Consider the following 25850-nt stretch of genomic DNA (forward strand, 5'->3'; position numbering starts at 1 on the left):
TGGGAATATTAAATAAATTACTTTTAGAATAAACCAACAACATCCAAATCTTAAAACGACAAATAGTTTCAATACTTACATGTAATGGCTCTAAATAGTTCGCATTACAGCTAGGCGGCAAGAGAGGATATCTCGGGGAGCATACATAAGTATGTGACCCATGTGCCGAACGCAGCCAACAACGCTGTAGTGTGAAATATGACGAGACATTTTATTCTTGGCTTTTAACCTGCAGCCAAAGTGCCTCCATCTCTTCAAGTGTAGCACCTTCTACAGACTTACCACTTTCGGATAAGCTTTTCTCGATTTGCCTAAAACGTCGTTCAAATTTATTACAGGCTTTTTGCAGTGCAATTTCGGGCTTATGGCCTAGGTGACGAGACAAATTTACTGTCGCAAACAGCAAGTCTCCAATTTCTTCTTCTAAGCGGTTTTGATCTACAACCACCTGAGTGGCTTCTTCCATGACTTCTTCAAGTTCTTCATGCACTTTTCCAACCACTGGGCCAAGCGTATCCCAATCAAAACCGACAGAAGCACAACGTTTTTGAATTTTATAGGCTTTCATCAGTGCAGGGAGTGAGTTTGGAATATCATCAAGTACAGAAAATTGAGACTTTTCAGCACGTTCTTTTGCCTTACGCTTTTCCCATCCCTCAATCACTTCGGAACTTGAAAGTTGGTTGTTCGCATCAAAGATATGTGGGTGACGATGCTCAAGTTTGTCACTCACCGCTTGGCAGATATCATTAAAATCGAAAAGTGATTTTTCATTCGCCATTTGTGCATAAAAAACGACTTGGAATAATAAGTCACCCAATTCGCCTTTTAGATCAGAAAAGTCCTCACGCTCTATCGCATCAAGTACCTCATAGGTTTCTTCAAGTGTGTAAGGTGCGATGGTTTTAAATGTTTGTACTTTATCCCAAGGGCACCCCGTTTTTGGGTCGCGCAGCTGTGCCATGATGGATAGTAAGCGTTCAATTTGGTGATTTTGCTGACTCATTGTATTACCCTTTGATTTTCTTTTGTTTCTACATTGCTACCTTTATTTCAAACTTACCAGATATAAAGGCTAATCAACAAAGAAAACTTGAAAAGGATCATTTCAAAATAGTTGATGTTGTCGCGAGGAGAGCGCGCAGCCAACAACGCTGCGGCTCAAAATATAAAAATGGTTAATTATAATGGTGCCGATTTTCAAAATAGTTTACGTTGTAGGTAGGCGGCAAGATTAGCTATCTCGAGGAGCATACATAAGTATGTGACCCGAGTAGCTAAGTGTAGCCAACACCCCTACAACGCAAAATATGAAGAAAACCACTGACAATATAACAGTACTGATTTTCAAAATAGTTTGAGTTGTAGGTAGGCGGCAAGATTAGCTATCTCGGGGAGCATACATAAGTATGTGACCCGAGTAGCTAAGTGTAGCCAACACCCCTACAACGCAAAATATGAAGAAAATCACTGGGAATGGCGTTTTGCCTCAATAACATCCGGCAACTGATTTAATTTTGCTAACACCCGGCTCAGCACCTCAATATTATACAGCTCAATTGTCATATCTATCGTTGCTAATTGCTGCTTCACATCGCTGCGGCTACTGACGCCAAGCACATTAACCTTCTCATTAGCTAATATTGTCGTGATATCACGTAGTAGACCACTACGGTCATTGGCGATAACTCTAACCACGAGAGAATAACCACTGGAATAGTTTTCTCCCCAAACTGCATCTATCACGCGTTCTGGTGCGTGACTTTGCAGCTCAGCTAATTGTTCGCAATCCGCACTGTGAATAGAAATACCTCGTCCTTTCGTGATAAAACCGACAATTTCATCCCCTGGAATTGGCTGGCAGCAACGTGCAATATGGTGCATTAGGTTACCAACCCCTTCAACCACCACTCGACCACTACCATGGGATGGTGCTCTTGGGAGTGAAGACTTACTTTCTAATGTCTTCATTGCCGCGCGGTCTTCTTCTTCCGCCGTTGCTTTATTGAATTTGCTTTGTAAGAAATTCACCAACTGGTTAATTCGAATATCACCGCCACCAATACCTGCTAATACTTCGTCCAGAGAATGAACGTTATAGCGGGCAATAAGCAGTTTTTCCGCTTCACGCAGGCTAATATCAAGCTGAGATAGTTCACTATCTAAAATCTGGCGTCCAGCAAGAATGTTTTTATCTCTGTCTTGTTTACGGAACCAGTTTTGAATTTTGGCACGCCCACGGCTGGTTGTGACATATCCTAAGTTTGGATTTAACCAATCACGGCTTGGGTTCGGATGTTTTTGGGTGATGATTTCAATTTGATCCCCCATTTGCAGTTGATAACTAAATGGCACGATCCGACCACCAATTTTCGCACCGATACAACGATGCCCTACATCACTGTGAATATGGTAGGCAAAATCAAGTGGAGTTGACCCTGTCGGTAAATCGACAACATCCCCTTTCGGTGTAAAGACATAAACGCGATCATCAAATACCTGGCTACGAACTTCATCAAGCATTTCACCTGAGTCTGCCATTTCTTCCTGCCATGCAATTAATTTACGCAGCCATGCAATACGATTTTCGTAGCTGCTTCCCTTGCCAATTCCTGTTGCGCCTTCTTTATATTTCCAGTGTGCAGCGACCCCTAACTCTGCATCTTCATGCATTTGGCGGGTACGAATTTGAATTTCAAGGGTTTTACCGTTGGGGCCCAACACAACTGTATGAATTGATTGATAGCCATTTGGCTTGGGGTTTGCTACATAGTCATCAAACTCATCAGGAAGATGGCGAAAATGGGTATGCACAATTCCCAGTGCCGCGTAGCAATCTTGCAAACGTTCAACCACGATACGTACAGCCCGCACATCGAACAGCTCATCAAACGCCAATGATTTCTTCTTCATTTTGCGCCAAATACTGTAGATATGCTTGGGACGACCGTAAATATCAGCCTGAATGTTTTCTTTTAGCATATATTTACGCAACGTACCGACAAAATTATCAATATAATCTTCACGGTCAATACGGCGTTCATGGAGTAACTTAGCGATTTTTTTGTATTCATCAGGGTGCAAATAACGGAAGCAGAAGTCCTCTAATTCCCATTTTAATTGCCCTATCCCTAAGCGATTCGCTAATGGCGCATAAATATTGGAGCATTCTTTTGCGGCTAATACGCGTTCATCTTCTGTGGCGTCTTTGACTTCACGCAAATGCGCGATACGCTCTGCTAGCTTGATGACAACACAACGAAAATCTTCCACCATCGACAATAACATACGACGGATATTATCGACTTGGACTGAGCTTGTTTCACTGGATTGTGTCGCTTTTAATTGACGAATAGCATCCATCTCAAGCACGCCTTTAACAAGTTCGTGTATCGAATTTCCGAACTGTTCAATGACTTCGTGCTCTTCCAGCTTGCCTTCTTCTACTAATGGAAATAATAATGCGGCTTGTAAGCTGCCGATGTCCATGCTGAGCGTAGATAAGATTTCGGTCATCTCGATGCCACGCCACAGCAATAAAGGCCCAATTTCTTGGCCTGCTAATTTATCGTGACAAAACTGCCAGGTATGGATGAGCTTTTCTTCTGATTGTTTATTGCTCAAACCCAGACCGCCTACCCATTTTTCTGGGGCAAACTCACCTGCTGGGGTAAGATGTGCGCTTCTTACTGCAACCATATATTCTCCCTACCTGTTAATGCTCTGGCCGACGGATAAATAGTGCCATTGATTCTAAATGGCTAGTGTGCGGAAACATGTCTAACATCCGCAAATGTAACAATTGATACCCCTCATCAAGCAAAACTTTACTGTCCCTTGCTAATGTCGTTGGATTACAAGAAACATAGACAATTTTTTCAGGCATCAGTTTAATTAAATGTTCCATCACGCCCGCCGCCCCTGCTCGTGCAGGGTCTAATAATACTTTATTGAACCCTTGAGCTGCCCACGGTTGTGTATGAATTTCGGCTTCTAGGTTCTCATTATAGAAGGTCGCGTTGGAAATAGTATTGAGCTGAGCGTTGTTTCGCGCCTGTTCGACTAAATTTTCGACACCTTCAACCCCAACAACTGATTGCGCTAATCGTGCTATTGGTAACGTAAAATTACCCATTCCGCAAAAAAGGTCTAATACCCTATCTTCACGCGTTAGATCTAACCATGCTAACGCTTGTGCCACCATCAATTGATTTACTTGCCCATTCACTTGAATAAAATTCAATGGGTTAAATTTAAGCACTTCACCTACCACTTGATATTCTGGCATTGGTGAGCTCGACGTCAGCGCTTCTAATGCATTGTCATTTCCTGCCAACCAGATAGACACGTCATATTGCCTTTCAAAATCGTTAAGTTTCTGTTTATCTGCATGTGAAAAAGGCACTAAATGACGGATCATGATGATATTGCTGTTATCCGCATGGATAAGCTCAACATGGCCTAATTTCGGCTTAATGCTAAGTTGGTTAAGACACTCAGAAAGGGGGGTAAGTAACATATCCAGTTCAGGCACTAACACTGGACAGTTTTTAATATCAACCAGCGTATTGGACTGTACTTGACGAAACCCCATCACCAACCGTTGATGTTTAGGTTGATATTGCAAGCCTAAGCGAGCACGGCGGCGATAGCCATAAGGTTCACCACTCATCACGGGAGCTGCACTTTTATCAACTCCCGTTTCTCGCATCATTAAATATTGTAAAGCCTCGGCCTTACTTGCTCTTTGTAATTCAATATCAATATGTTGCTGTTGGCAGCCACCACACTGATTAAAATAACGGCATTGTGGCTTCACTCTCTGTGGACTTGTTGATAAGCGCTTAACCACTTTCGCTTTCGCAAAACTACGCTTATCTTCCGTTAACTCAATCTGAGCTTCCTCCCCTGGTAATAAATCCGCAACAAAAATTGTTTTCCCGTCAAGACGTGCTATACCTTGCCCTGCTGCATCTAAGCTATCAGCAATGACCGTAAGTTGACGGCGTGGAGTGGTGCGGCGGTTCGGAGAGTAAAATTGAGCCATAAGTAGTCACAACGAAGTATTAGTTACAAAAAAGGGTCCTTGTTTGTTTCCATTTCAGGCATTTTTTATTTCTGAAAAGAGAAAAACAGACACACCTAGTATACCTGTTTTTCCTTTTATTTTATTGCCTGCTTTTCGATTTTATTACTTAGCGAATTAATATTATTAATTACTCACCATAAATTTTCTATATTCTTCATAAGCATAGTGATCTGTCATACCGCTGATGTAGTCTTGAATCAAGCGGGCTCGATAGTAAAACTCAAGAATAGATTTATCCGCTTCATTCGTTGCAGAGACTTTCTCAAGCGCCTCGTTATAGGATAAACGGTGCTTATTGGATAACTTATGGAATAACCGCGTTTCAATAAAAAAGTGTTTGTGGTAATTTTTTTCCACTAAATCTGCAAAGTCAGTTCGGTTCATCATTAGCAACGGACTATAAAAATCGAGTAATCCACTGATAATTTTATAACCTTGTAACTCTAGCTGCTCGACTTCGTGATGGTTAAATACATGTTTAAATGCAACGGTTTTCAACACTTTCAGCAAACGATGCTCAGGGCTTTTGTCTTCCAATAATGCGCTATTAAAACAACCATGATAAATTTCAGGTAGGTTTTTAATAAAGCGCTGGGCACTATAGTGCGCTAACTTACCTGTAATATTAACGCGTAAGTACATAAAAAACTGGTCTTGCTGAATCCGCCTTGTGTGGTTATCACTAATATTGTTATAAGCACGCATAATGGTTTGATCGAATAAATCATTCTGCTCAACTTTCCCCCACTCTGCGCGCAAATAATCAATTAATTGCTCAACGGTAAAGATCCCTTTTTCTGCAGCATCATCCAAATCAGCAATACAATAAGAGATATCATCTGCCGCCTCCATAATGTATGAAAGTGGGAAACGGCAATATTTCTCCATATCGAGTTTCTTGGTAAGTTCACTGACAAAATCCGCTTCAGACCAGTAATACCCTGGTTTTTTCATCAAATAATCAAATTCTGCTGGGATTGGTTCTAAATCATAAGCTCCTCGCGTATATTTCAAGATAGAACCAATTTGTGCGTAGGTTAGGTTAAGTTTCAACAAGCGGTGAGCCATTCGTAAACCTTGTGCATTCCCCTCAAATGAACATAAATCTCGCTTCAATTGGCGACGAAAAAGGTCTTGCTTTTCATTGCCTGTTAATTGCAAAGCTTCAATTTGACAAGGGTCGGGTAGGTCAGATGAAAATAGATACTCAGGGGCGAGTAGTTTGCTAAACCAGCGCTGAATAGCAGCCTCACCAAAATGTCCGAAAGGTGGGTTACCAATGTCATGCATCAGGCAGGACATCTCCACTAAGCTTTCAAAAGCATCACAACGCTCATCTAACCCATAGGTTTCTAACAATTTTTTCTTTTTCAGCTCACCAAGCACAGTTTTACTGATATAGCGCCCCACTTGCTGAACTTCAAGTGAATGAGTTAATCGGCTGCGCACCGCCGCATTTTGTTCTAATGGGAAAACTTGTGTTTTTTGCTGTAAACGACGAATAGCAGCGGAATTAATAATACGCCCACGGTCACTTTCAAATAAGCGGTTTACGGCGTCTTCATCCTGTGGTGAGACTTTCTGGTTTTTAGCACTGCTCATATAGTTACGCTGAAAGCTCAGTTTCTTTAGAAAATTAATTTCACCCACACTGCCACCTTCCCTATCTCAATTGATGCTTCATTATATAGCCTAAACACAGGAAAAATACTTCACGACTCACCTTTCAATGTTACACTTCGTGCATCTTTGTAATTTCGTTGTCGAAATTCGAGTTGTTGCAATAAAATTTGCGAACCCGCTCGAAGAACACAGCACTAACACAATAAAACATTATCTTCCCTAGTCAAAATATTGACACTAATCGTACAAATTGAGCAGGGAAAAGGAGACAAAATGAAAGTTGGGATCATTGGAGCGATGGAGCAAGAAGTTGCTATTCTTCGCTCACAAATTGAAGGCTGCCAAACCATTAGTCGTGCAGGTTGTGAAATTTACACTGGGAAAATTAACGGTGTTGATATTGCCCTATTAAAATCAGGTATTGGTAAAGTTGCTGCTGCTATTGGTACGACTTTGTTGTTAGAACATTGTCAGCCTGATGTTGTGATTAATACAGGTTCCGCTGGCGGGTTAGACCCTCGCTTAAATGTGGGTGATATCGTTGTTTCGACCGAAGTACGCTACCACGATGCTGATGTTACGGCATTTGGCTACGAGCCCGGCCAGATGGCACAATGCCCACCTGCTTTTGTCGCTGATAACAAACTCATTGATGTTGCTGAGCAATGCATTAAGTTGCTCGATATGAATGCAGTTCGTGGCTTAGTGTGTAGCGGTGATGCCTTCATTAATGGTGCAGAACCTTTAGCACGCATTAAAGCGACCTTCCCACAAGTTGCTGCTGTTGAAATGGAAGCGACGGCGATTGGCCAAGTCTGCCATCAATTCGGCGTACCATTTGTTGTGGTTCGCGCGATTTCAGATGTTGCAGATAAAGAATCGCATACCAGCTTTGATGAATTTCTTCCCGTTGCAGCTCGCCAGTCTTCACTGATGATCAATGCAATTTTAGCTAAGCTGGCTTAAATTCAACAAAAAAGGCATAACTAATTGTCAGGTATGCCTTTTATCGCCACATGATGATGCGCCATGAAAAAATTAACTGCCTATTCATCCCACGTTATTACTTTATTATTGGCTTGTTTTATCTCCTTTTCTGCTCTGTCTGAGCCAAAACAGCGCGTAGTTAGTTTATCCCCCGCAAATACAGAGCTCGCCTATGCTGCTGGGTTAGGTGATAACTTGATTGCAGTTAGTGCTTACTCCGATTACCCCGAACAAGCAAAGAAGCTGGAGCAAGTTTCTGATTGGCAAGGGGTTAATGTCGAACGTATTATCGCGCTTAATCCTGATTTAATTTTGGCATGGCGAGGGGGAAACCCGCAACGGCCGCTTGATCAGTTGGCATCCTTTGGCATTCCCATTATCTATTTTGACCCACAAACCATTGATGGAGTCATCGACGCTGTCAATGAGTTATCCCAATACAGTCCTAGACCTGAGCTGGCTCAGCAAAATATTAGCGCTATGCGAGCTAAGTTGACTCCTTATCGAAATCAAAAAAAGTCAGATCTCAAAACCAAAAAAATCTTTATCCAACTGGGGACTCAGCCTTTATTTAGTACGGGTAAACATACATTGCAAAATGATGTCGTGACATTTTGTGGAGGGGAAAATATTTTTGCTAACAGCGCCGTGCAATGGCCGCAAATTAGCCGTGAGCAAGTGCTCACTCGTAATCCTGATGTGATTGTAATGACTGGCTCAATTGAACAGGAAAAAGTTGTAAGAAATTTTTGGCAATCACAACTGGATGTCCCAATCATTCGTCTAAATGAAGATTGGTTCCATCGTGCAGGCCCACGAATCATCGACGCCACCGAACAACTTTGTGAGCAGTTAAACGCTTTATCCGATTGATAAAGAAGAATTACGAATTACGAATTACGAATTACGAATTACGGAAATTTTCTAAATAGTTCGCGTTGTGGCAAGGCGGCAAATGAAGATATCTCGGGGAGCATACACAAGTATGTGATCCGAGTAGCTGAATGAAGCCAACACCGCCACGTAGCAACTCTGCAAACAATAAATGTCTTATCCAATTAAGAATTAAAAATTAAGAATTAAGAATTAAGAATTAAGAATTAAGAATTAAGAATTAAGAATTACAGAAATTTTCTAAATAGTTCGTGGTGTGGCAAGGCGGCAAATGAAGATATCTCGGGGAGCATACACAAGTATGTGACCCGAGTAGCTGAATGAAGCCAACACCGCCACAGCACGAAATATGACGAAAATTAGACGCTAAAGGATGAACCGCATCCACACGTAGACTTAGCATTTGGATTTGTTACGATAAAACGAGAACCCTCTAAGCCCTCTGTATAGTCGACACTTCCACCCACCAAATATTGCAGACTCATTGGGTCGACGACCAGCGCAACACCTTGTTTCTCAATGGTCATATCACCATCGTTGATTTGATCATCAAAGGTGAAACCGTACTGGAAGCCGCTACATCCGCCACCAGTGATATAAACACGCAGACGCAGATTTGGGTTGTCCTCATCAGAGACTAAATCTTTAACTTTAATTGCTGCCGCATCAGTAAATTGCAATGGCAGAGCTGCATCATCACTCATTTTTCACTCCAAACCGGTGACCGGTAAATTCATGTGTGGGCTAAAAACCACTCAGATCAATTAACCCAATTATCCGCCACTTGACTAAATCGTTCAAGTGTTGTTACGCAATTAGACACATTGTGCATATCTTGCTAGCAACATTTGGTTTAATTGATGCAGTGCTTTAGAATGGTGGCAAATTTTTATTTCGCCCTTTTCTGGAGCCCTGCCATGTCGCAATCTGAAATTCTGTATGAGCAAGCAAAACAACAAATTCCTGGCGGTGTGAATTCGCCAGTTCGCGCCTTTAATGGTGTCGGTGGTACGCCTTTATTTATCGAAAAAGCGGATGGTGCTTATATTTATGATGTTGATGGTAAAGCGTATGTCGATTACGTTGGCTCATGGGGACCAATGGTCTTAGGTCATAACCATCCAGAAATTCGCGATGCGGTGATTAAAGCCGTCCATAAAGGTTTGAGTTTCGGCGCACCAACTGCCGCCGAAGTTGAAATGGCCGAATTAGTATGCGAACTTGTTCCTTCTATGGATTTAGTTCGCATGGTGAACTCTGGTACTGAAGCTACCATGAGTGCTATTCGCCTAGCTCGTGGCTATACAGGCCGCGATAAAATTATCAAATTCGAAGGTTGCTACCATGGCCACGCAGATTGCTTATTAGTGAAAGCAGGTTCTGGTGCGCTGACCATGGGCGAACCAAACTCGCCAGGTGTTCCTGAAGATTTCGTCAAACATACGCTCACTTGCACTTACAATGATCTTGCATCTGTGCGCCAAGCGTTTGAAAATTATCCTGAAGATATCGCTTGTGTCATCGTGGAGCCTGTTGCTGGGAACATGAACTGCGTGCCACCCACTGCAGAATTCCTACCTGGTCTACGTGCGTTATGTGATGAATTTAATGCCGTACTGATCATTGATGAAGTAATGACAGGCTTTCGTGTTGCATTAGGTGGCGCACAAGATTACTACGGTGTTGAGCCAGACTTAACCTGCTTAGGCAAGATTATTGGCGGTGGTATGCCTGTGGGTGCATTTGGTGGTCGTCTTGAAATCATGGAAAAATTAGCGCCTATAGGCCCTGTTTACCAAGCTGGTACTTTATCGGGTAACCCTGTTGCAATGGCAGCGGGCCTTGCTTGCTTAAAAGAAGTGTCCCAACCAGGCGTTCATTCACGTTTAAATGAGCTAACAGAAAAATTAGCCCGTGGGTTAAAACGTATTTCCCAAGAACAAGGCATTCCAATGGTCATCAACCATGTCGGGGGGATGTTTGGTATTTTCTTCACGGATGCAGCAACAGTGACTTGCTACCAAGACGTGATGAAATGCGATGTGGAGCGCTTCAAAAAATTCTTCCATTACATGTTAGAACAAGGCATTTACCTCGCACCATCCGCTTTTGAAGCTGGGTTTATGTCTATCGCACACAGCGATGAAGATATTGAAAAAACCATCAAAGCTGCTGAAACAGCGCTGGCGAAAATCAAAGCGAATTAATTTGCATTAAAAACAAAGAGGTGAAGCACTCTAGTTTCACCTCTACCTTTCTAAGGTTAACTTTTATAGTTATACATCTTACACAATAATTCCTTATATAGTTCGCCTTGTGATAGGTTTCGGGAAAATTATTTTCTAGGCATTGAAGTGGTCAATTAAAAGAATTAGATAGCAGAAAGTTAGAAAACTGAATATATCGTTAATTTTCTAAATAGTTCGAGTTGTGGCAAGGCGGCAAGTGAAGCTATCTCGGGGAGCATACACTAGTATGTAACCCGAGTAGCTGAATGTAGCCAACACCGCCACGGCTCGAAATATGACGAAAATTTAGGGATTATCGCCAAACATATCCTTCACCCAATCTGGCGCATCACTTTTTTGCTCATCATTATTGCCATTTAAATTCCACGTTGGTGCTTGGTCTTCTGAGGCTTGGCATAGACTGTCTGGGTTATCAGTCCAAATCGGCAACATTCTACCACCACCAAAGTTTGAGCAGCTTAACTGACCATCAGCCGTGACTTGCATATCGACAATGCCCTCTGGTGCACGATTAATCAGAGCTAATGGCGCTTGGTTATCAAGGTAGCGTTGGTAGACTTTTAAAGCCCCTGTTGCCCCTGTTAACTGTGTCGGACCATTGTTATCACGCCCTACCCAGACGATTGCCACCTCTTTGCCATCAATACCCGCATACCAGCTATCACGCAAATCATTGGTTGTCCCTGTTTTACCAGCCAAATTGTACTTACCGTATTTGGATAATAAAACGCGACCTGTTCCTTGATTCACCACTTGCTGCATACCATAAAGTGTTAAATAAGCAGCTTGTGAAGGTACAGCACGCTCTGCGGATGGGTAACTTTGATAAATTTCGTTACCATCACCGTCGATGACGGAACGCAGGGAGGACAATTTCGCCCGATTGCCTTCACCACCAATGGTTTGATAAACCTGAGCCACTTCCGCTGGCGTTAAGTTAACAGCACCTAAGAACATTGCTGGCACTTTTTCCATCGCTGCGGCTGGTGCCCCTAGACGAACAAACGTATTAAACACTTGGTCGAGGCCAATATCTAACCCTAAGTTTACGGTTGGGATATTCTGTGATTTTGCAAGCGCATCAACTAGCATCATACGGCCATTGAAATTACGGCTGTAGTTTCTTGGGCTCCAATTTTGGTTGCCGACTTTAACCGTCAGCGGTTCATCTTTTAACCATGTGTTCAAACGGTAACGATCAGGCTCACTCAGTGCGGCGAGGTACACAGGCGGTTTTGCTAATGAACCAATACTACGACGTGCGTTCAAGGCACGGTTAAACCCTGAGAATTGTGGCTGAGAACCACCCACCATGGCACGCACTTCACCGTTAATACGGTCAACCACCACCATTGCACCTTCAATATCGTCTAATTTACGGGTTTTGCGTAAATCTGCGACACCATTTTCTACGGCATTTTCCGCTGCAGTTTGCGCGACAGGGTCTAAGGTTGTGAAAATTTTCGCACCTGATAATTCTTTGACTTTATCGCCCAATTTTTCATTGAGTTCTAAGCGAACCATTTGCATAAAGGCAGGTTGGGATGCCACCAGCCCTTCTTTATTTTTCACGCCAAGTGGCCTTGCGCTAAGGACTTGGTACATTTCTTGGTCAATCACACCGCGCGTTTCAAGAATTTTCAACACGATATTACGGCGTTTGATGGCATTTTGTGGTTTTGTCCAAGGGTTATAGGTTGATGCCCCTTGTACCATTCCCACCAACAAGGCTTGCTGATCGAAGCTTAATTCATTAATTGGACGACCAAAATAGTACAAGCTCGCTAATGGGAAACCACGAATTTCATCATTACCATTTTGACCTAAGAAAACTTCGTTTAAATACAGTTCTAAAATACGTTCTTTGCTGTAATTATAGTCCAACAGGAGAGCCATATAGGCTTCGTTAGCTTTACGCTTTAAGGTTCGTTCATTAGTCAAAAACAGGTTTTTAACTAATTGCTGTGTCAGGGTACTTCCCCCTTGTACTGAGCGCCCAGCAGTTAAGTTAGCAACAACAGCACGGCCGATAGAGTACAAACTGACACCATCGTGCTCGTAAAAGTTTCTATCTTCGGTTTCAAGTAAGATTTTCACCAGAGATTCAGGAAAATCCGCTAATGGCAGCACCAAACGCTGCTCATTATTTGCAGATTGCATCATGGTGATAAGTTTTGGATCTAAACGGAAAAAACCAAATGAGCGGCCATTCTCCATATTTTCAATCTTACTTAAGGCATTATTTTCAAACACCATACGAGCCAGAATCTGCCCTTCTTTTTGATCAGGGAAGTTAAATGGACGGCGTAAAATTTCAATGGTATTGCCACGCACCACAAACTCACCCGATGTGGTGATTTTACTGACTTTGCGATATTGCATACCTTCGAGCAAGCGTGTCATTTCCGCTTGGCTATAATCCATCCCTGGCTCCAGGTTGACCATGCGACCGTAAACCGCAGCGGGTAGATCCCAAACTTTGCCATCGAGACGCTCTTTAATTTGTTGATTTAAATAAAAACCATACGCCGCTAATAGCACCGCAAACACGATCATCAACTTGACGAGTAGCCAAAACCAACGCCATTTGCTTTTTACTTTGCGCTGTTTTTTATTTTTTGAGCCTTTTTTAGCCATGTGCTCTTCTTCATCTTCATCATCGAGATATTGTTCTTCAATATCATCATCTTGGTATAAATCTTCATCATCATAATCATCGCGATCTCTACGGCGGCGTGATGAGGATTGTTTTTTATCAGCCGTTTTTTTATTACGTCGGCCAATTGGTTCAAAATCTTTACCGGACATGGTCGCTCCATATCACCTTACAAAATTACTTAACAACTTAATTATTCACTAATTGCTTAACGCCTAGTGGTTAATTTTGGCCCATAACCCTTGAGATTTCACCAAAGAAAGCTCTTAATTACATTTCCTTACTCTGCTTTGCCCATTCAAGCCCGTTTTGGAAACTCGCTATTAGAGCACAAAAATCGGTTATTTCGTACTCATCATCGCTTTTTTTGTTTGCCTTGTGGGTGCCGTATTCGCGGGGTCATCTGGCCACAAATGCTTTGGATAGCGTCCTTTCATCTCTTTTTGAATCTCTTTGTAGCTACCTTGCCAAAACGCACCGAGGTCTTGAGTAATTTGCAGTGGTCGCATGGCAGGCGATAATAAAGACAGCGTTAAGGTAAGTTTTCCCTGAGCAACAGTTGGGTTTGTTTTTTCACCGTACATTTCTTGCATGCGAATTTCGATAAATGGCGGTTTATCTAAGGCATAGTGAATACTCACATCGTGTAAGGATGGCGCGTGGTAAGTGTCTGGAAACTGACTCTGCAACCACTGCTGTTGCTGCCAATCCAAACGGTTGATTAATAACTTGGCTAAATTAATTTGCTGCAATTTTTGCTTGTTCGTCACGCCATCCAAATAGGGCTCTAACCATTCACCCAAAGAATCCAATAGTGCATTTTCATCAAAATCAGGGAAGTTAACTTCAGGAAACAACTGTTTCGCTAATGTGCAACGAATACACAATTGAAGTGCATCTTCCTGCCAATTCAGTTGTTGTAAGCCATTTTGCTTTAGCCAGTAAACCAATGCTTGGCGAATTTCCGTTTTATCTGGGTTAGTAAGCCGCTCTGATTTCACCACCAGTTGCCCACATTGCAAGCGTTTCCACGCTAATAAAGTGCCCTTTTGCTCATCCCATTCCACAGTTTCTTGCGACCTAAATAAAGTAGGGTTATCAACTTGCAACTGTTCAATTTCAATCGGATAAGCTAATGAAATTCGTGCATCTGCCGAATTTTCAGGCTGCCAAACCGAGACGACCATTAACCATGGCGAGCCAATAAGCGAATCCGATTCATTCAGGGATGCACCTAAGCCGCTAGCGAGTTGATAACGCAATTGGTTATCACGAGATTTGGCGATACGATCTGGGAAAGCCGCAGCTAACAATGTTGGTAACCACTCACTTATCAGCGCACCTTGTTGACTAATTTTATTCGATACTTTTTGTTCACTCAGCATTGATGCACGTTTACACCAATTGTCTGTCGGCCTTTCTATAAAACTACGTAAGTCGCATCCCCCATTACGTGGAGGTTCTTCAATGATTGCCGTTAACAATGCGGCGAGCTGCATCACATTTTTATTTTGACTTTCTTGCGCTTTACAGAGCATCGCAGCAGTTCGCACCTCGCTAGCGAAAACCGCCATCTTTTGCCCTAATACCGTTAACTTGCCTTGGCTATCTACAGCTCCTAATTTTGTTAATAACCCCTTCGCAGCGGCAATCGCAGGTTGCGGTGGTGGCGATAACCAATTTAGTTGCGCCGTATCATGACATCCCCATTGTAATAAAGAGAGCCATAACCCACTGAGATCGCTTTGGTTAATTTCAGCCTCGCTAAACTGGGCGGCACGTTCGGCTTGCTCCTCACTGAATAAGTGCCAACACATACCCGCTTCTAAACGTCCTGCTCGCCCAGCTCTTTGAGCCATTGACGCTTGGCTTATTCGCTGTTTTACCAATTTTGTTAACCCTGTACGTGGGTTAAACTGCCCAACACGTTCAAAACCGCTATCTACCACTAAACGAATACCCTCTATGGTTAAACTGGTTTCTGCAATATTGGTTGCCAACACCACTTTGCGTTTTCCTTTGGGAGCAACTTGGATGGCTTGTTGTTGAGCTTGCAGTGAAAGTGCACCATATAACGGACACAAAAGTATGTCCTCACTTACCATAGAGGAGAGTTCTGCTCTCACTTTCTCTATTTCCCCAACGCCTGGGAGGAACAAAAGTAGTGAGCCTGGTTCTTGTTGCAATAATTGCCACACCACTGATGCCACTTCTTTATGGAATAACTTGTTAGAGTTAATTGGATGGTATTCACGCACAACAGGGAAAGTACGACCTTGAGATGTAATGACTGGCGCTTCAGGAAATAACTGTGTCAGGCCTTGGTTATCCAATGTTGCTGACATTAATAAGATACGCAAATCATCTCGCAGTGCTTGCTGAGTATCTAATAACAGGGCAAGGCCGAGGTCTGCCTGTAAATTTCGCTCGTGAAACTCATCTAAAATCACCAACCCAATACCTTCAAGCATCGGGTCACTTTGTAACTGCCGTGCAAGTACGCCTTCCGTTACCACCTCTAGACACGTATGGCGGCTCACTTTCGTTTCCGAACGCATACGTAACCCTATCGTGTTACCTACCTCTTCGCCAAGCTGCTGTGCTAAACGCGTTGCGACTGAACGCGCAGCAAGACGACGCGGTTCTAACATAATAATTCGCCCATCAATGACGCCACTTTTGAGTATTTCAAGGGGTAATACCGTTGATTTACCCGCGCCTGTTGGGGCGTGTAATAAAACTTGTGGAGAAGATTTTAAGGCTGCCAGTAACGATTCACTGACTTCTAATATAGGTAACACGAAAGTAACTACTCCCTGCATTTAACTTTTGCTATCAGACATTGTAGCATTAGCCTCTTTCATCAGTCAGCTTATCACTGGTTAGCACCGCGGAGACCTTATGGAATTTCATCCCCCTTTACAACCTGCCACTTTAATTAAGCGTTATAAACGGTTTCTAGCGGATGTCACCTTACCTAATGGCGAAGAGATAACAATTCACTGTGCCAATACAGGTGCGATGACTGGATGTGCAACTCCTGGAGATACCGTCTGGTATTCCACCTCTGACAATGCAAAACGCAAATATCCCCACAGTTGGGAGTTAACTCAGACAACACAAGGACACTTTATTTGTATCAACACCCTTCGTGCAAACCAACTTGTCGCTGAAGCCTTAACCGGAAAGTGCATTCCAGAATTATCTGACTACAGCAAGATAAAACCTGAAGTGAAATATGGAACAGAAAATAGTCGCATTGATTTTCTTCTCTCACACGATGGGTTACCTGACTGTTTTATTGAAGTTAAATCAGTCACTTTACTGGAAAATGAACACGGTTTTTTCCCTGATGCGGTGACGCTTAGAGGACAAAAACACTTAAGAGAACTCATGCATATTGCGAAAGAAGGAAAAAGAGCCATACTATTGTTTGTTGCGTTACATACAGGTATTCACGTAGCATCAGCAGCGGCGCATATTGATAAGAAATATGCGCAATTATTAGAGGAAGCAAGGCAAGGCGGTGTTGAAGTACTTTGTTATCAGGCAGATATAACTGCTCAACAAATGTCGTTAAGTAAACAGATTAGTTTTACATCTATTAAATAATATTTTTTAATAGATTTTTATACGGGGCCGCTGAGTTCTGGGGCGCTAAAAGGGAATAAACACGCTCGCCCTCACAGCATTACAAAACTCATTGCATGAACGATTGCCAAGAGAGCTCTCTTCTGCTATTTATAGCGACCTTAAATTTTCCCCCTTGGGGTTTTTGTAAAATTTGCGTGTGTAGGAGAAGCATTATGCAAGAAGGGCAAAAACGTAAGACATCGTCCTTAAGCATTCTCGCCATTGCTGGGGTTGAGCCCTATCATGAAAAAGCTGGCGAAGAGTACATGAACGAAGCCCAATTGGCGCATTTTAAGCTCATTCTCGAAGCATGGCGCAATCAACTCAGAGATGAAGTGGACCGGACTGTTACTCATATGCAAGATGAGGCAGCTAACTTTCCAGACCCCGTTGATAGAGCCGCTCAGGAAGAAGAATTCAGCCTTGAATTACGTAACCGGGATCGTGAACGTAAATTGATTAAGAAAATCGAGAAAACGCTGAAAAAAGTTGAAGATGACGACTTTGGCTACTGTGAATCATGTGGTGTAGAAATTGGCATCCGTCGTTTGGAAGCCCGTCCTACCGCTGATTTATGTATCGACTGTAAAACATTAGCTGAAATTCGCGAAAAGCAAATGGCAGGCTAATTGCTCAAATGGAGTCCTGAACGGCGCATATTGCGTGCGCCGTTGTAAGGGTTTCGCCCCTTTAAAATCCCCTCTTTTTCACACAATCTAATACGCGCCTTTATTCATTCCTTATTTTTGCTATCATTTTTGATAAAATTCATGGCTAGCAAACGAATACGTTAATCAGATCTTAATAAAAATGCGATTTTTCAGTAAATTTTTTATTGAATTTTACAGTGTATTTTTCAGATTATGGTTTAAATAGCGCTTAATGTCTTTGTGGTAAAAACCCACTAAAATAAGGTATTCTGCGCCATAAGTGATGAAACCAAGAAAAATATCGCTTGTTTTTTAATCTATTTTTATTGATAAAAAAAATGATTAGACGTGACTTTTATTCGTTTAACCATTCTCAAAGAAACTTCTGTGAGCTATGATTAGCCGCTTATTTTGTTTATTGAACATTGGTAATCACATCGAGGTGTACTATTTTTAACCGAGTAGCAAATTTCTGCCGTCACATTTTATCTCGTAATACCACTGCATCGAATAGTGAAGATTCCTTGCAGCACACGCATACTCAGCGAGATACCTCGGCAGCCGGTAAAAGGCCAGTCACTCATTCCGATAAGGAGCAGACATCTCCTCGTACTCGGAACGCTAAACAAACGCCAAAAACAGCATCTATTAAAAAAACGGTTCGTCAATCTCAACGTGCCGATTCTTCGTCTGAGAAACACCCTACAATGACAACCGAAAATAACGAAAACATTACTGTTATTCCGCGTTCTGAACACTCTATTTCCCGCAGTGACATCAGCGATAATGCGCTGAAAGTCCTCTATCGTTTAAATAAAAGTGGCTATGAAGCCTACTTAGTGGGTGGTGGTGTTCGTGATTTATTATTAGGCCAAAAGCCAAAAGACTTTGATATCACAACAAATGCAACGCCAGAGCAAATCCGTAAGCTATTTCGCAATTGCCGCCTTGTTGGCCGCCGATTCCGCTTAGCGCATATTATGTTTGGCCCTGAGATTATTGAAGTTGCAACTTTCCGCGGACATCATGACCAGAATGCCTCAGATGATAAGAACTTGTCATCACAGGCACAAAATGGCATGTTGCTGCGCGATAACATTTTTGGTTCTATCGAAGAAGACGCTATTCGTCGCGATTTCACCGTTAATAGTCTGTATTACAACATTGATGATTTCACTTTACGTGACTACGTCAATGGATTGGCTGATCTTAAAGCGGGTGTTATTCGTCTTATTGGTGACCCTGAAACTCGTTACCGCGAAGACCCTGTTAGAATGCTCAGGGCAGTACGCTTTGCGTGTAAGTTGGACATGACTATTGAGCCAAAAACCGCAGACCCAATTTATCATCTTGCTCCATTATTAAGGGAAATTCCTTCTGCAAGATTATTTGAAGAGTCCTTAAAATTACTTCAAGCAGGTCAAGGTTATTCAACGTACAAGATGCTCAAGAAATTTGGTTTATTTGAGCAACTATTCCCTGTTATTTCGAGCCGTTTTAGTGAAACTGATGACTCGCCAATGGAAAAAATCATTGAGCAAGTCTTGAAAAACACAGACTTCAGGCTTAAAAACGATAAGCGTGTCAACCCTGCATTTTTATTTGCGGCCATGTTATGGTATCCCGTTACTGAACATGCAGAGAAGCTGTCCCAAGAAGGTGGCCTCGCTTATTATGATGCCTTTGCCCTTGCGATGAATGATATTTTAGATGAGCAATGTCGTTCAATTGCCATCCCTAAACGTATCACGACAACAATGCGTGATATCTGGTTACTGCAATTACGCTTACCACGCCGCCAAGGGCGACGCGCCAATAAATTAATGGAGCACCCAAAGTTCCGTGCCGCCTTTGATTTATTAGAGCTTAGAGCCAATGTAGAACATCGTAATGAGCTACAAGAACTGGCACTATGGTGGGCAGATTTTCAGCAAGCTAACAACAGCAAGCAGCGTGAGATGATTTCAGAATTAGGCAATGCCCCAACTCGCCGCCGTCATCGCCCGCAACGCTCCTCTCATGCAGGGGCACGCAAACCCAATAAATCGTCATAAATAGAGAGCCCGTTATGGAACAAGTCTATATTGCTGTAGGAAGTAACCTTGGTGAGCCTCTTAAACAGGCACAACAAGCTATTGCAGCATTAGACGCTATTCCTAATAGCCATGTTACTGCAACATCATCTATTTACCGCACGAAGCCGTTAGGCCCGCAAAATCAGCCAGATTTTTTAAATCTGGCTGTATGCCTTGAAACAACGCTTGAGCCAGAAGCACTACTCAACTATACCCAACAAATCGAGCTTGACCTTGGTCGTGTGCGCAAAGACGAACGCTGGGGGCCGAGAACCCTCGATCTCGATATCATGCTTTTTGGTAACCGTGTTATTAATACACCACGATTAACGGTTCCACACTATGGGCTGAAGGAGCGAGAATTTATGTTGTATCCACTCAGCGAACTTGCCCCTACTCTTGTTTTTCCAGATGGTGAATTGCTGTCTGAAAGACTCACACACGTCCCGCGTAACGGCCTAACATTTTGGGATATTAACGCCTAAAATAATCAACCTCTTCTGAGGTGTGGTCGTTGGGAGATCATTTCCGGAGGTTATTATAATGAAACCAATTTCTCTGGCTGATTTATGTCAGTTTAAAAAAGACAAACGCAAATTTGCTACCATGACCGCCTACGATGCAAGCTTTGCTCAATTATTTTATGAGCAAGGGATCCAAGTGATGCTGGTAGGTGACTCGTTAGGTATGACTATTCAAGGTGAAACCAGCACATTACCCGTTACTGTCGAACAAATTGCCTACCATACCCGCTGCGTCCGCAAAGGTGCACCAGACGCCTTTATCATCGCAGACATGCCATTTATGAGCTACGCTACCCCAGAGCAAGCCTGTGCTAATGCCGCTATTCTTATGCAGGCGGGAGCAAACATGGTTAAAATCGAAGGTGGTAGCTGGTTATGTGATACGGTCAAAATGCTAACTGAACGTTCTGTGCCTGTTTGTGGCCATTTAGGGTTAACACCACAAGCGGTGAATGTACTGGGTGGGTACAAAGTACAAGGTCGTGACGAAGTGACAGCTAATCAGCTAGTAAAAGATGCAATTGCCCTCGAAAATGCAGGGATACAGCTATTAGTACTTGAATGTGTGCCAACGTCATTAGCTAACCACGTCACAGAAGAATTGTTATTACCCGTTATTGGTATTGGCGCAGGAAATGGAACGGATGGGCAAATTTTGGTGATGCATGATGCGTTAGGGATTACCGCTCGCCCACCGAAATTTGCGAAAAATTTCCTTGCGCAGGCAGGCAACATGCATGATGCCATCCGCTTGTATATTCAAGAAGTGGAAGCAGGCATTTACCCAGCTGAAGCTCATTCATTTTCTTAATTGACTCATATATAAGGACGACTTGTATGCTTATCGTTGAAACGGCACTGATACTTCGCCGCGAAATTCGCCGTTGGAAACAAGAAGGCAAACGCATCGCACTTGTCCCAACGATGGGAAATTTGCATGATGGTCACTTAACGCTGATTGACCAAGCCAAACAGCAAGCTGATATTGTTATTGCGAGTATTTTTGTTAACCCAATGCAATTTGATAGACAATCAGACCTCGCAAATTACCCTCGCACACTGCAAGAAGACTGTGAAAAACTCAAACGTAAGGGCATAAATTTAATTTTTGCACCCTCTTCGCAAGAATTCTACCCTGACGGTATGGAAAAACAGACTTTTGTTGAAGTGCCTGAGTTATCAACGATGTTAGAAGGTGCAAGCCGCCCTGGGCATTTTAAGGGCGTAGCTACGGTTATCACAAAGCTGTTTAACCTCGTTCAGCCTGAAATTGCCTTATTTGGTGAAAAAGACTATCAACAACTGCAATTAATTCGTAAATTAGTTAATGACTTATCTTTTGATACCCAAATTATCAGTGTCCCAACAGTGAGAGCCAAAAATGGTCTAGCACTGAGCTCTCGTAATAACAATTTATCTGCCGATGAGCTAAAAACCGCACCTATGCTGTATCAAATTATGCAACAAGCGGGAGAAAAATTAGTAATTGAGCCAAGTTCATCTGACGATATTATTGCCGACATGAATAACAGCTTACGTGAAGCAGGTTTTACCCCTGACGAGCTGTTTATTCGTGACGCAGAAACATTATTGCCACTTAGTGATGCAAGCAAACGTGCTGTAATTTTAATGGCTGCATGGTTAGGTCAAACCCGTTTAATTGACAATTTACAAGTTGACCTGAAACGCGATATTAAATAAAACAATAAGACTTATAATACTTTCACAGCAACCATCTTGCTGCGTTGATAATCCAGTTACGACTTACATTGCACGTAGCCAACAACGCTGCAGTTTGAAGGCACAATGATTTCTTCAAAGTCATTCAGATTGCAGCTAGGCGGCAAGTAAGTGAGCTCCTGGGAACATACATAAGTATGTGACTAGGGCGAATGCACGTAGCCAACAACGCTGCAGTTTGAAGGACGAAGAAGAAAAAAATGTTAAGAAAAATGTTACAAGGCAAACTCCACCGAGTCACTGTCACTCAGGCTGACCTCCACTACGAGGGTTCTTGTGCTATCGACCAAGACTTTATGGACGCTGCGGGTATCCTTGAATACGAAGCCATTGATATTTATAACGTTGATAATGGTGAACGCTTTTCAACTTATGCTATTTCGGGGGAAAGAGGCTCGCGTATCATTTCCGTTAATGGCGCTGCTGCTCGTCGTGCTGCGGTGGGTGATAAGCTGATCATCTGTTCATATGTGAATATGAGTGATGAAGATGCTCGCACTCACAAGCCAAACGTCGCTTACTTTGATGAAAATAATGTGATGAGCCGAATTGCAAAAGCAGTCCCTGTACAAGTGGCTTAGCCCGTAACTTACATATTTAACTAACTGATAATTATGTTATTTAAATATAAAAAGCTGCTTTTGCTATATTGCATAGCAAAAGCAGCTTTTTCATACAGAATTCAATCGTCCATTCTTAGCTTCTAAGCCCTCTACCCTGCTCAATTAAATACCAGGTCAGTAAATAGAAAACGACTAAGAAAATCATTAGTACTCCAAGTGTAATTGCAATTGACACATCTGCAATACCAAGAAAACCATACCTAAACCCGCTAATCATATAAACGATGGGGTTTAACTTTGACACGGCTTGCCAGAATGGCGGCAATAACGATAAGGAATAAAATACCCCACCCAAGTAAGTTAAGGGTGTTAGTACAAACGTTGGTACAATACTAATATCATCAAATGTTTTTGCAAAAATCGCATTTAATAGCCCAGCAAGTGAAAACACAATCGCTGTGAGCAATAGTGTCACCACGACCATAATCCATGAATGCACCTGTAGTGGAATAAAAAACAAAGAAACCAATGTGACGAGGAAACCAACTAAAATTCCTCTCGCAACACCACCACCAACAAAACCAGCGATAATAATATGCGTTGGAACAGGCGCAACAAGTAATTCTTCAATATTTTTTTGGAATTTTGAACCAAAAAATGATGAACAAACATTTGAATATGAATTGGTAATAACAGCCATCATAATCAGACCAGGAACGATAAATTGCATATAATCTACCCCTCCCATATCACCAATTCTTGAACCAATTAAATTACCAAAAATCACAAAATACAGCGACATGGTGATCACGGGTGGTAATAATGTTTGTATCCAAATACGGCCAAACCGAGTGACTTCTTTTATCCAAATAGTTTTTAATGCAACCCAGTATAATGAGATCATCTTGTTATCTCCTTTTCGGTCGCATTACTTTCTTTTTTGACTAAACTAACAAATAATTCTTCCAAACGATTTGCCTTATTACGCATACTTAAAATTTGGATACCTTGTTCGCTAAATTGACTAAAGACACTATTTAGCCCCTGCTCTCTCTTTACATCCACTTCAATCGTTGATGTGTCTACCAAACGAGATTCATACCCTAATAATTGTGGTATAGGACTTTTTGGCATTAAATCAAAAATAAAGGTCTCTGACTCTAATTTGCTCAACAACTGTTTCATACTGGTATTTTCAACAAGTTCACCGTGTTGAATGATACCGATATTACGACACAGCATTTCTGCTTCTTCTAAATAGTGCGTTGTTAAAATAATTGTTGTGCCTTGTGCATTCAAATTCTTTAAAAAAGACCACATAGAACGGCGTAATTCAATATCAACACCCGCAGTAGGTTCGTCCAAAATTAATAACTTTGGTTGATGCATTAACGCTCGAGCGATCATTAATCGGCGTTTCATCCCGCCTGATAAATTACGAGCGCGTTCATCACGTTTCTCCCACAAATCCAATTGCGTCAAATATTGTTCAGCACGTTGGATGGCAACAGAACGCGGGACACCATAATAACCCGCTTGGTTTAGGACAATCTGCAAAACGGTCTCAAATGGGTTGAAGTTAAATTCTTGAGGGACCAACCCGAGTTGCTGCTTCGCAAGTACAACTTGTTTTTCTAAGTCATAGCCAAATACTTTAACTGAGCCGCTCGTTTTATTTACTAATGAGCTGATAATACCGATAGTTGTTGATTTGCCTGCGCCATTAGGCCCAAGCAAAGCATAAAAGTCACCATCTTCAACATATAAGTCGATTCCTCGCAGAGCCTTAACGCCACCTGAATAGGTTTTTGTTAACTGCGATAACTCAAGTGCATACGTCATATATAAAAAAACCCTTTATTCTTAGGACGGTTTGGAGGCAATATACTCTTATGATGCCACTTTTTTCTGCTCTATGTTATGCAGAAAAGAGATAATAGATTTATATAAGATAATTCAATATGTTACTAATTGAGGGTTGTCTTGTCTAAATGAGTGGTTCATTATACCAATGTTGTAATTAGTATAACTAATTATTAATTAATCAATAAATGTTGTATAAGATTTTATCGCACAGTAACACAACTAGGCTATAAGTCATGATGAGAAAAATCGAAGAGCTGTTTGCTAATAATGAAGCATGGTCAGCCTCTGTAAAAGAACAAGATCCTGAATTCTTTAAAGAATTATCAAAAGCACAAAAGCCAAGATTCCTATGGATTGGCTGTTCAGACAGTCGAGTTCCTGCTGAAAAATTGATCAATGCAGCGCCTGGTGATCTATTCGTTCACCGTAATGTTGCAAACTTAGTTATCCATACCGACCTTAACTGCTTATCCGTCATTCAATATGCTGTCGATGTTCTGCAAGTTGAACATATCATCATTTGTGGCCATTACGGCTGTGGTGGTATTGAAGCGGCTGTTGATAATACCGAACTTGGTTTAATTAATAACTGGTTACTTCACATACGTGACATATGGTATAGGCATAGCTCAATGTTAGGCGAACTCAAACCTTGTGAACGCTTAGACCGTTTATGTGAATTAAATGTTGTTGAACAAGTTTATAACTTAGGACATTCTACAATTATGCAATCAGCGTGGAAGCGTGGCCAAAAAGTGATGATCCACGGTTGGGTCTACGGTATTAATAATGGCCGTTTACAAGATTTGCATATTACTGCAGATAGCAGAGAAAAACTCGAACTTTGTTATAGGGAATCTATTGCAACATTAACACAAAAAAATAAATAAAGTTACAAATTGAAAGCTCTCTTATGAGGGCTTTTAATTACAAACATCCTAATTCAGAGTAATAAAAAATAAATAAAAATATAAATAAAAGAAACAAATAAAAATATAAAACAAAATTTAACATTAACAATAATTAAGAGTAAATAAGTAAGTATACAAGCATAAGTAATAACACATACCCACCCCGCCGCAGAGTAAACATTATCAATTGATAATAAAAGAATTAATCATTAAATATACACTTTAACCTGCTTTTATTAAATCCCCAACATTTTGTTTCATAAAAAAACCACAATCTCAATTAAGTATTTTTAAATATACTTATTTTTATTTTCACTCATAATTTATTGGTCATAATAAAATATCATTATTTTACAAATATTAATCTCAAATCATATTTAGGGATATTTC

At 41.7% G+C, this 25850-nt stretch carries 20 protein-coding genes; 11 read left to right on the top strand and 9 right to left on the bottom strand.

The window, feature by feature from the left end; translation table 11 throughout:
• Positions 1-211 precede the first annotated feature (211 nt).
• From mazG to dgt, 4 genes are all read right to left on the bottom strand, one after another.
• Complete coding sequence (gene mazG, locus PR808_RS13435; protein ID WP_206082945.1) at positions 212-1006, bottom strand: nucleoside triphosphate pyrophosphohydrolase; 795 nt, start codon at positions 1004-1006, stop codon at positions 212-214.
• Positions 1007-1467: 461 nt separating this feature from the next.
• On the bottom strand, positions 1468-3699 hold the full coding sequence (gene relA, locus PR808_RS13440) for a GTP diphosphokinase (protein ID WP_206082946.1): 2232 nt from the start codon (positions 3697-3699) through the stop codon (positions 1468-1470).
• A gap of 16 nt (positions 3700-3715) precedes the next feature.
• Positions 3716-5047, bottom strand: coding sequence for a 23S rRNA (uracil(1939)-C(5))-methyltransferase RlmD (rlmD, locus tag PR808_RS13445; protein ID WP_206082947.1), 1332 nt, complete (start codon positions 5045-5047; stop codon positions 3716-3718).
• 165 nt (positions 5048-5212) lie between these two features.
• Complete coding sequence (gene dgt, locus PR808_RS13450; RefSeq protein WP_206082948.1) at positions 5213-6739, bottom strand: dGTPase; 1527 nt, start codon at positions 6737-6739, stop codon at positions 5213-5215.
• A 246-nt stretch (positions 6740-6985) separates the two neighbouring features.
• Here dgt and mtnN point away from each other — a divergent pair, with 246 nt between their 5' ends.
• Positions 6986-7678: a 5'-methylthioadenosine/S-adenosylhomocysteine nucleosidase gene (gene mtnN, locus PR808_RS13455; RefSeq protein WP_206082949.1), complete on the top strand. Its 693-nt coding sequence runs from the start codon at positions 6986-6988 to the stop codon at positions 7676-7678.
• Positions 7679-7741: 63 nt separating this feature from the next.
• Positions 7742-8572, top strand: a complete 831-nt coding sequence (gene btuF / locus PR808_RS13460; protein WP_272539469.1) for a vitamin B12 ABC transporter substrate-binding protein BtuF — start codon at positions 7742-7744, stop codon at positions 8570-8572.
• Between the two features lie 380 nt (positions 8573-8952).
• Here btuF and erpA read toward each other — a convergent pair whose 3' ends face one another.
• Positions 8953-9297 (bottom strand): iron-sulfur cluster insertion protein ErpA, encoded by a 345-nt coding sequence (gene erpA / locus PR808_RS13465; protein WP_154623408.1) that lies wholly within the window; start codon positions 9295-9297, stop codon positions 8953-8955.
• A gap of 213 nt (positions 9298-9510) precedes the next feature.
• Between erpA and hemL the strand changes: the two genes are divergently transcribed.
• Positions 9511-10800, top strand: a complete 1290-nt coding sequence (gene hemL / locus PR808_RS13470; RefSeq protein WP_272539470.1) for a glutamate-1-semialdehyde 2,1-aminomutase — start codon at positions 9511-9513, stop codon at positions 10798-10800.
• A gap of 327 nt (positions 10801-11127) precedes the next feature.
• On the opposite strand, the gene mrcB is transcribed toward hemL, so the two are convergent.
• Positions 11128-13650, bottom strand: a complete 2523-nt coding sequence (gene mrcB / locus PR808_RS13475) for a bifunctional glycosyl transferase/transpeptidase (RefSeq protein WP_206082952.1) — start codon at positions 13648-13650, stop codon at positions 11128-11130.
• Between the two features lie 189 nt (positions 13651-13839).
• Positions 13840-16299 carry an ATP-dependent helicase HrpB gene (gene hrpB / locus PR808_RS13480; protein ID WP_272539471.1) on the bottom strand — a complete coding sequence of 820 codons (2460 nt, stop codon included), beginning with the start codon at positions 16297-16299 and terminating at the stop codon, positions 13840-13842.
• Positions 16300-16399: 100 nt separating this feature from the next.
• Here hrpB and sfsA point away from each other — a divergent pair, with 100 nt between their 5' ends.
• The 7 genes from sfsA to panD all read left to right on the top strand — a co-directional run bounded on the left by sfsA (position 16400) and on the right by panD (position 22701).
• Positions 16400-17110: a DNA/RNA nuclease SfsA gene (sfsA, locus tag PR808_RS13485; RefSeq protein ID WP_206082954.1), complete on the top strand. Its 711-nt coding sequence runs from the start codon at positions 16400-16402 to the stop codon at positions 17108-17110.
• Positions 17111-17304: 194 nt separating this feature from the next.
• Entirely contained in the window at positions 17305-17760 is a 456-nt protein-coding gene (gene dksA / locus PR808_RS13490; protein WP_004260494.1) for an RNA polymerase-binding protein DksA, read from the top strand.
• A 728-nt stretch (positions 17761-18488) separates the two neighbouring features.
• The gene (gene pcnB, locus PR808_RS13495; RefSeq protein ID WP_241016797.1) at positions 18489-19835 is read left to right on the top strand and encodes a polynucleotide adenylyltransferase PcnB; all 1347 of its coding nucleotides are present in this window, start codon (positions 18489-18491) and stop codon (positions 19833-19835) included.
• 14 nt (positions 19836-19849) lie between these two features.
• Complete coding sequence (gene folK, locus PR808_RS13500) at positions 19850-20341, top strand: 2-amino-4-hydroxy-6-hydroxymethyldihydropteridine diphosphokinase (RefSeq protein ID WP_206082956.1); 492 nt, start codon at positions 19850-19852, stop codon at positions 20339-20341.
• A 58-nt stretch (positions 20342-20399) separates the two neighbouring features.
• Complete coding sequence (panB, locus tag PR808_RS13505) at positions 20400-21191, top strand: 3-methyl-2-oxobutanoate hydroxymethyltransferase (protein WP_206082957.1); 792 nt, start codon at positions 20400-20402, stop codon at positions 21189-21191.
• Positions 21192-21217: 26 nt separating this feature from the next.
• Positions 21218-22081 (top strand): pantoate--beta-alanine ligase, encoded by an 864-nt coding sequence (gene panC, locus PR808_RS13510; RefSeq protein WP_272539472.1) that lies wholly within the window; start codon positions 21218-21220, stop codon positions 22079-22081.
• A gap of 239 nt (positions 22082-22320) precedes the next feature.
• Entirely contained in the window at positions 22321-22701 is a 381-nt protein-coding gene (panD, locus tag PR808_RS13515) for an aspartate 1-decarboxylase (protein WP_206082959.1), read from the top strand.
• A gap of 115 nt (positions 22702-22816) precedes the next feature.
• On the opposite strand, the gene PR808_RS13520 is transcribed toward panD, so the two are convergent.
• Positions 22817-23587, bottom strand: a complete 771-nt coding sequence (locus tag PR808_RS13520; protein ID WP_206082960.1) for an ABC transporter permease — start codon at positions 23585-23587, stop codon at positions 22817-22819.
• The gene (locus PR808_RS13525) at positions 23584-24525 is read right to left on the bottom strand and encodes an ABC transporter ATP-binding protein (protein ID WP_206082961.1); all 942 of its coding nucleotides are present in this window, start codon (positions 24523-24525) and stop codon (positions 23584-23586) included. Before PR808_RS13525 ends, PR808_RS13520 begins: the two co-directional genes overlap by 4 nt.
• A gap of 257 nt (positions 24526-24782) precedes the next feature.
• Here PR808_RS13525 and can point away from each other — a divergent pair, with 257 nt between their 5' ends.
• A complete protein-coding gene (can, locus tag PR808_RS13530) occupies positions 24783-25439 on the top strand; it encodes a carbonate dehydratase (RefSeq protein WP_206082962.1) in 657 nt (218 codons plus the stop codon).
• The last annotated feature ends 411 nt before the right edge of the window (positions 25440-25850 follow it).

This window comes from Providencia sp. PROV197 (assembly GCF_028479625.1).
GTDB classification, from domain to species: Bacteria; Pseudomonadota; Gammaproteobacteria; order Enterobacterales; family Enterobacteriaceae; genus Providencia; species Providencia vermicola.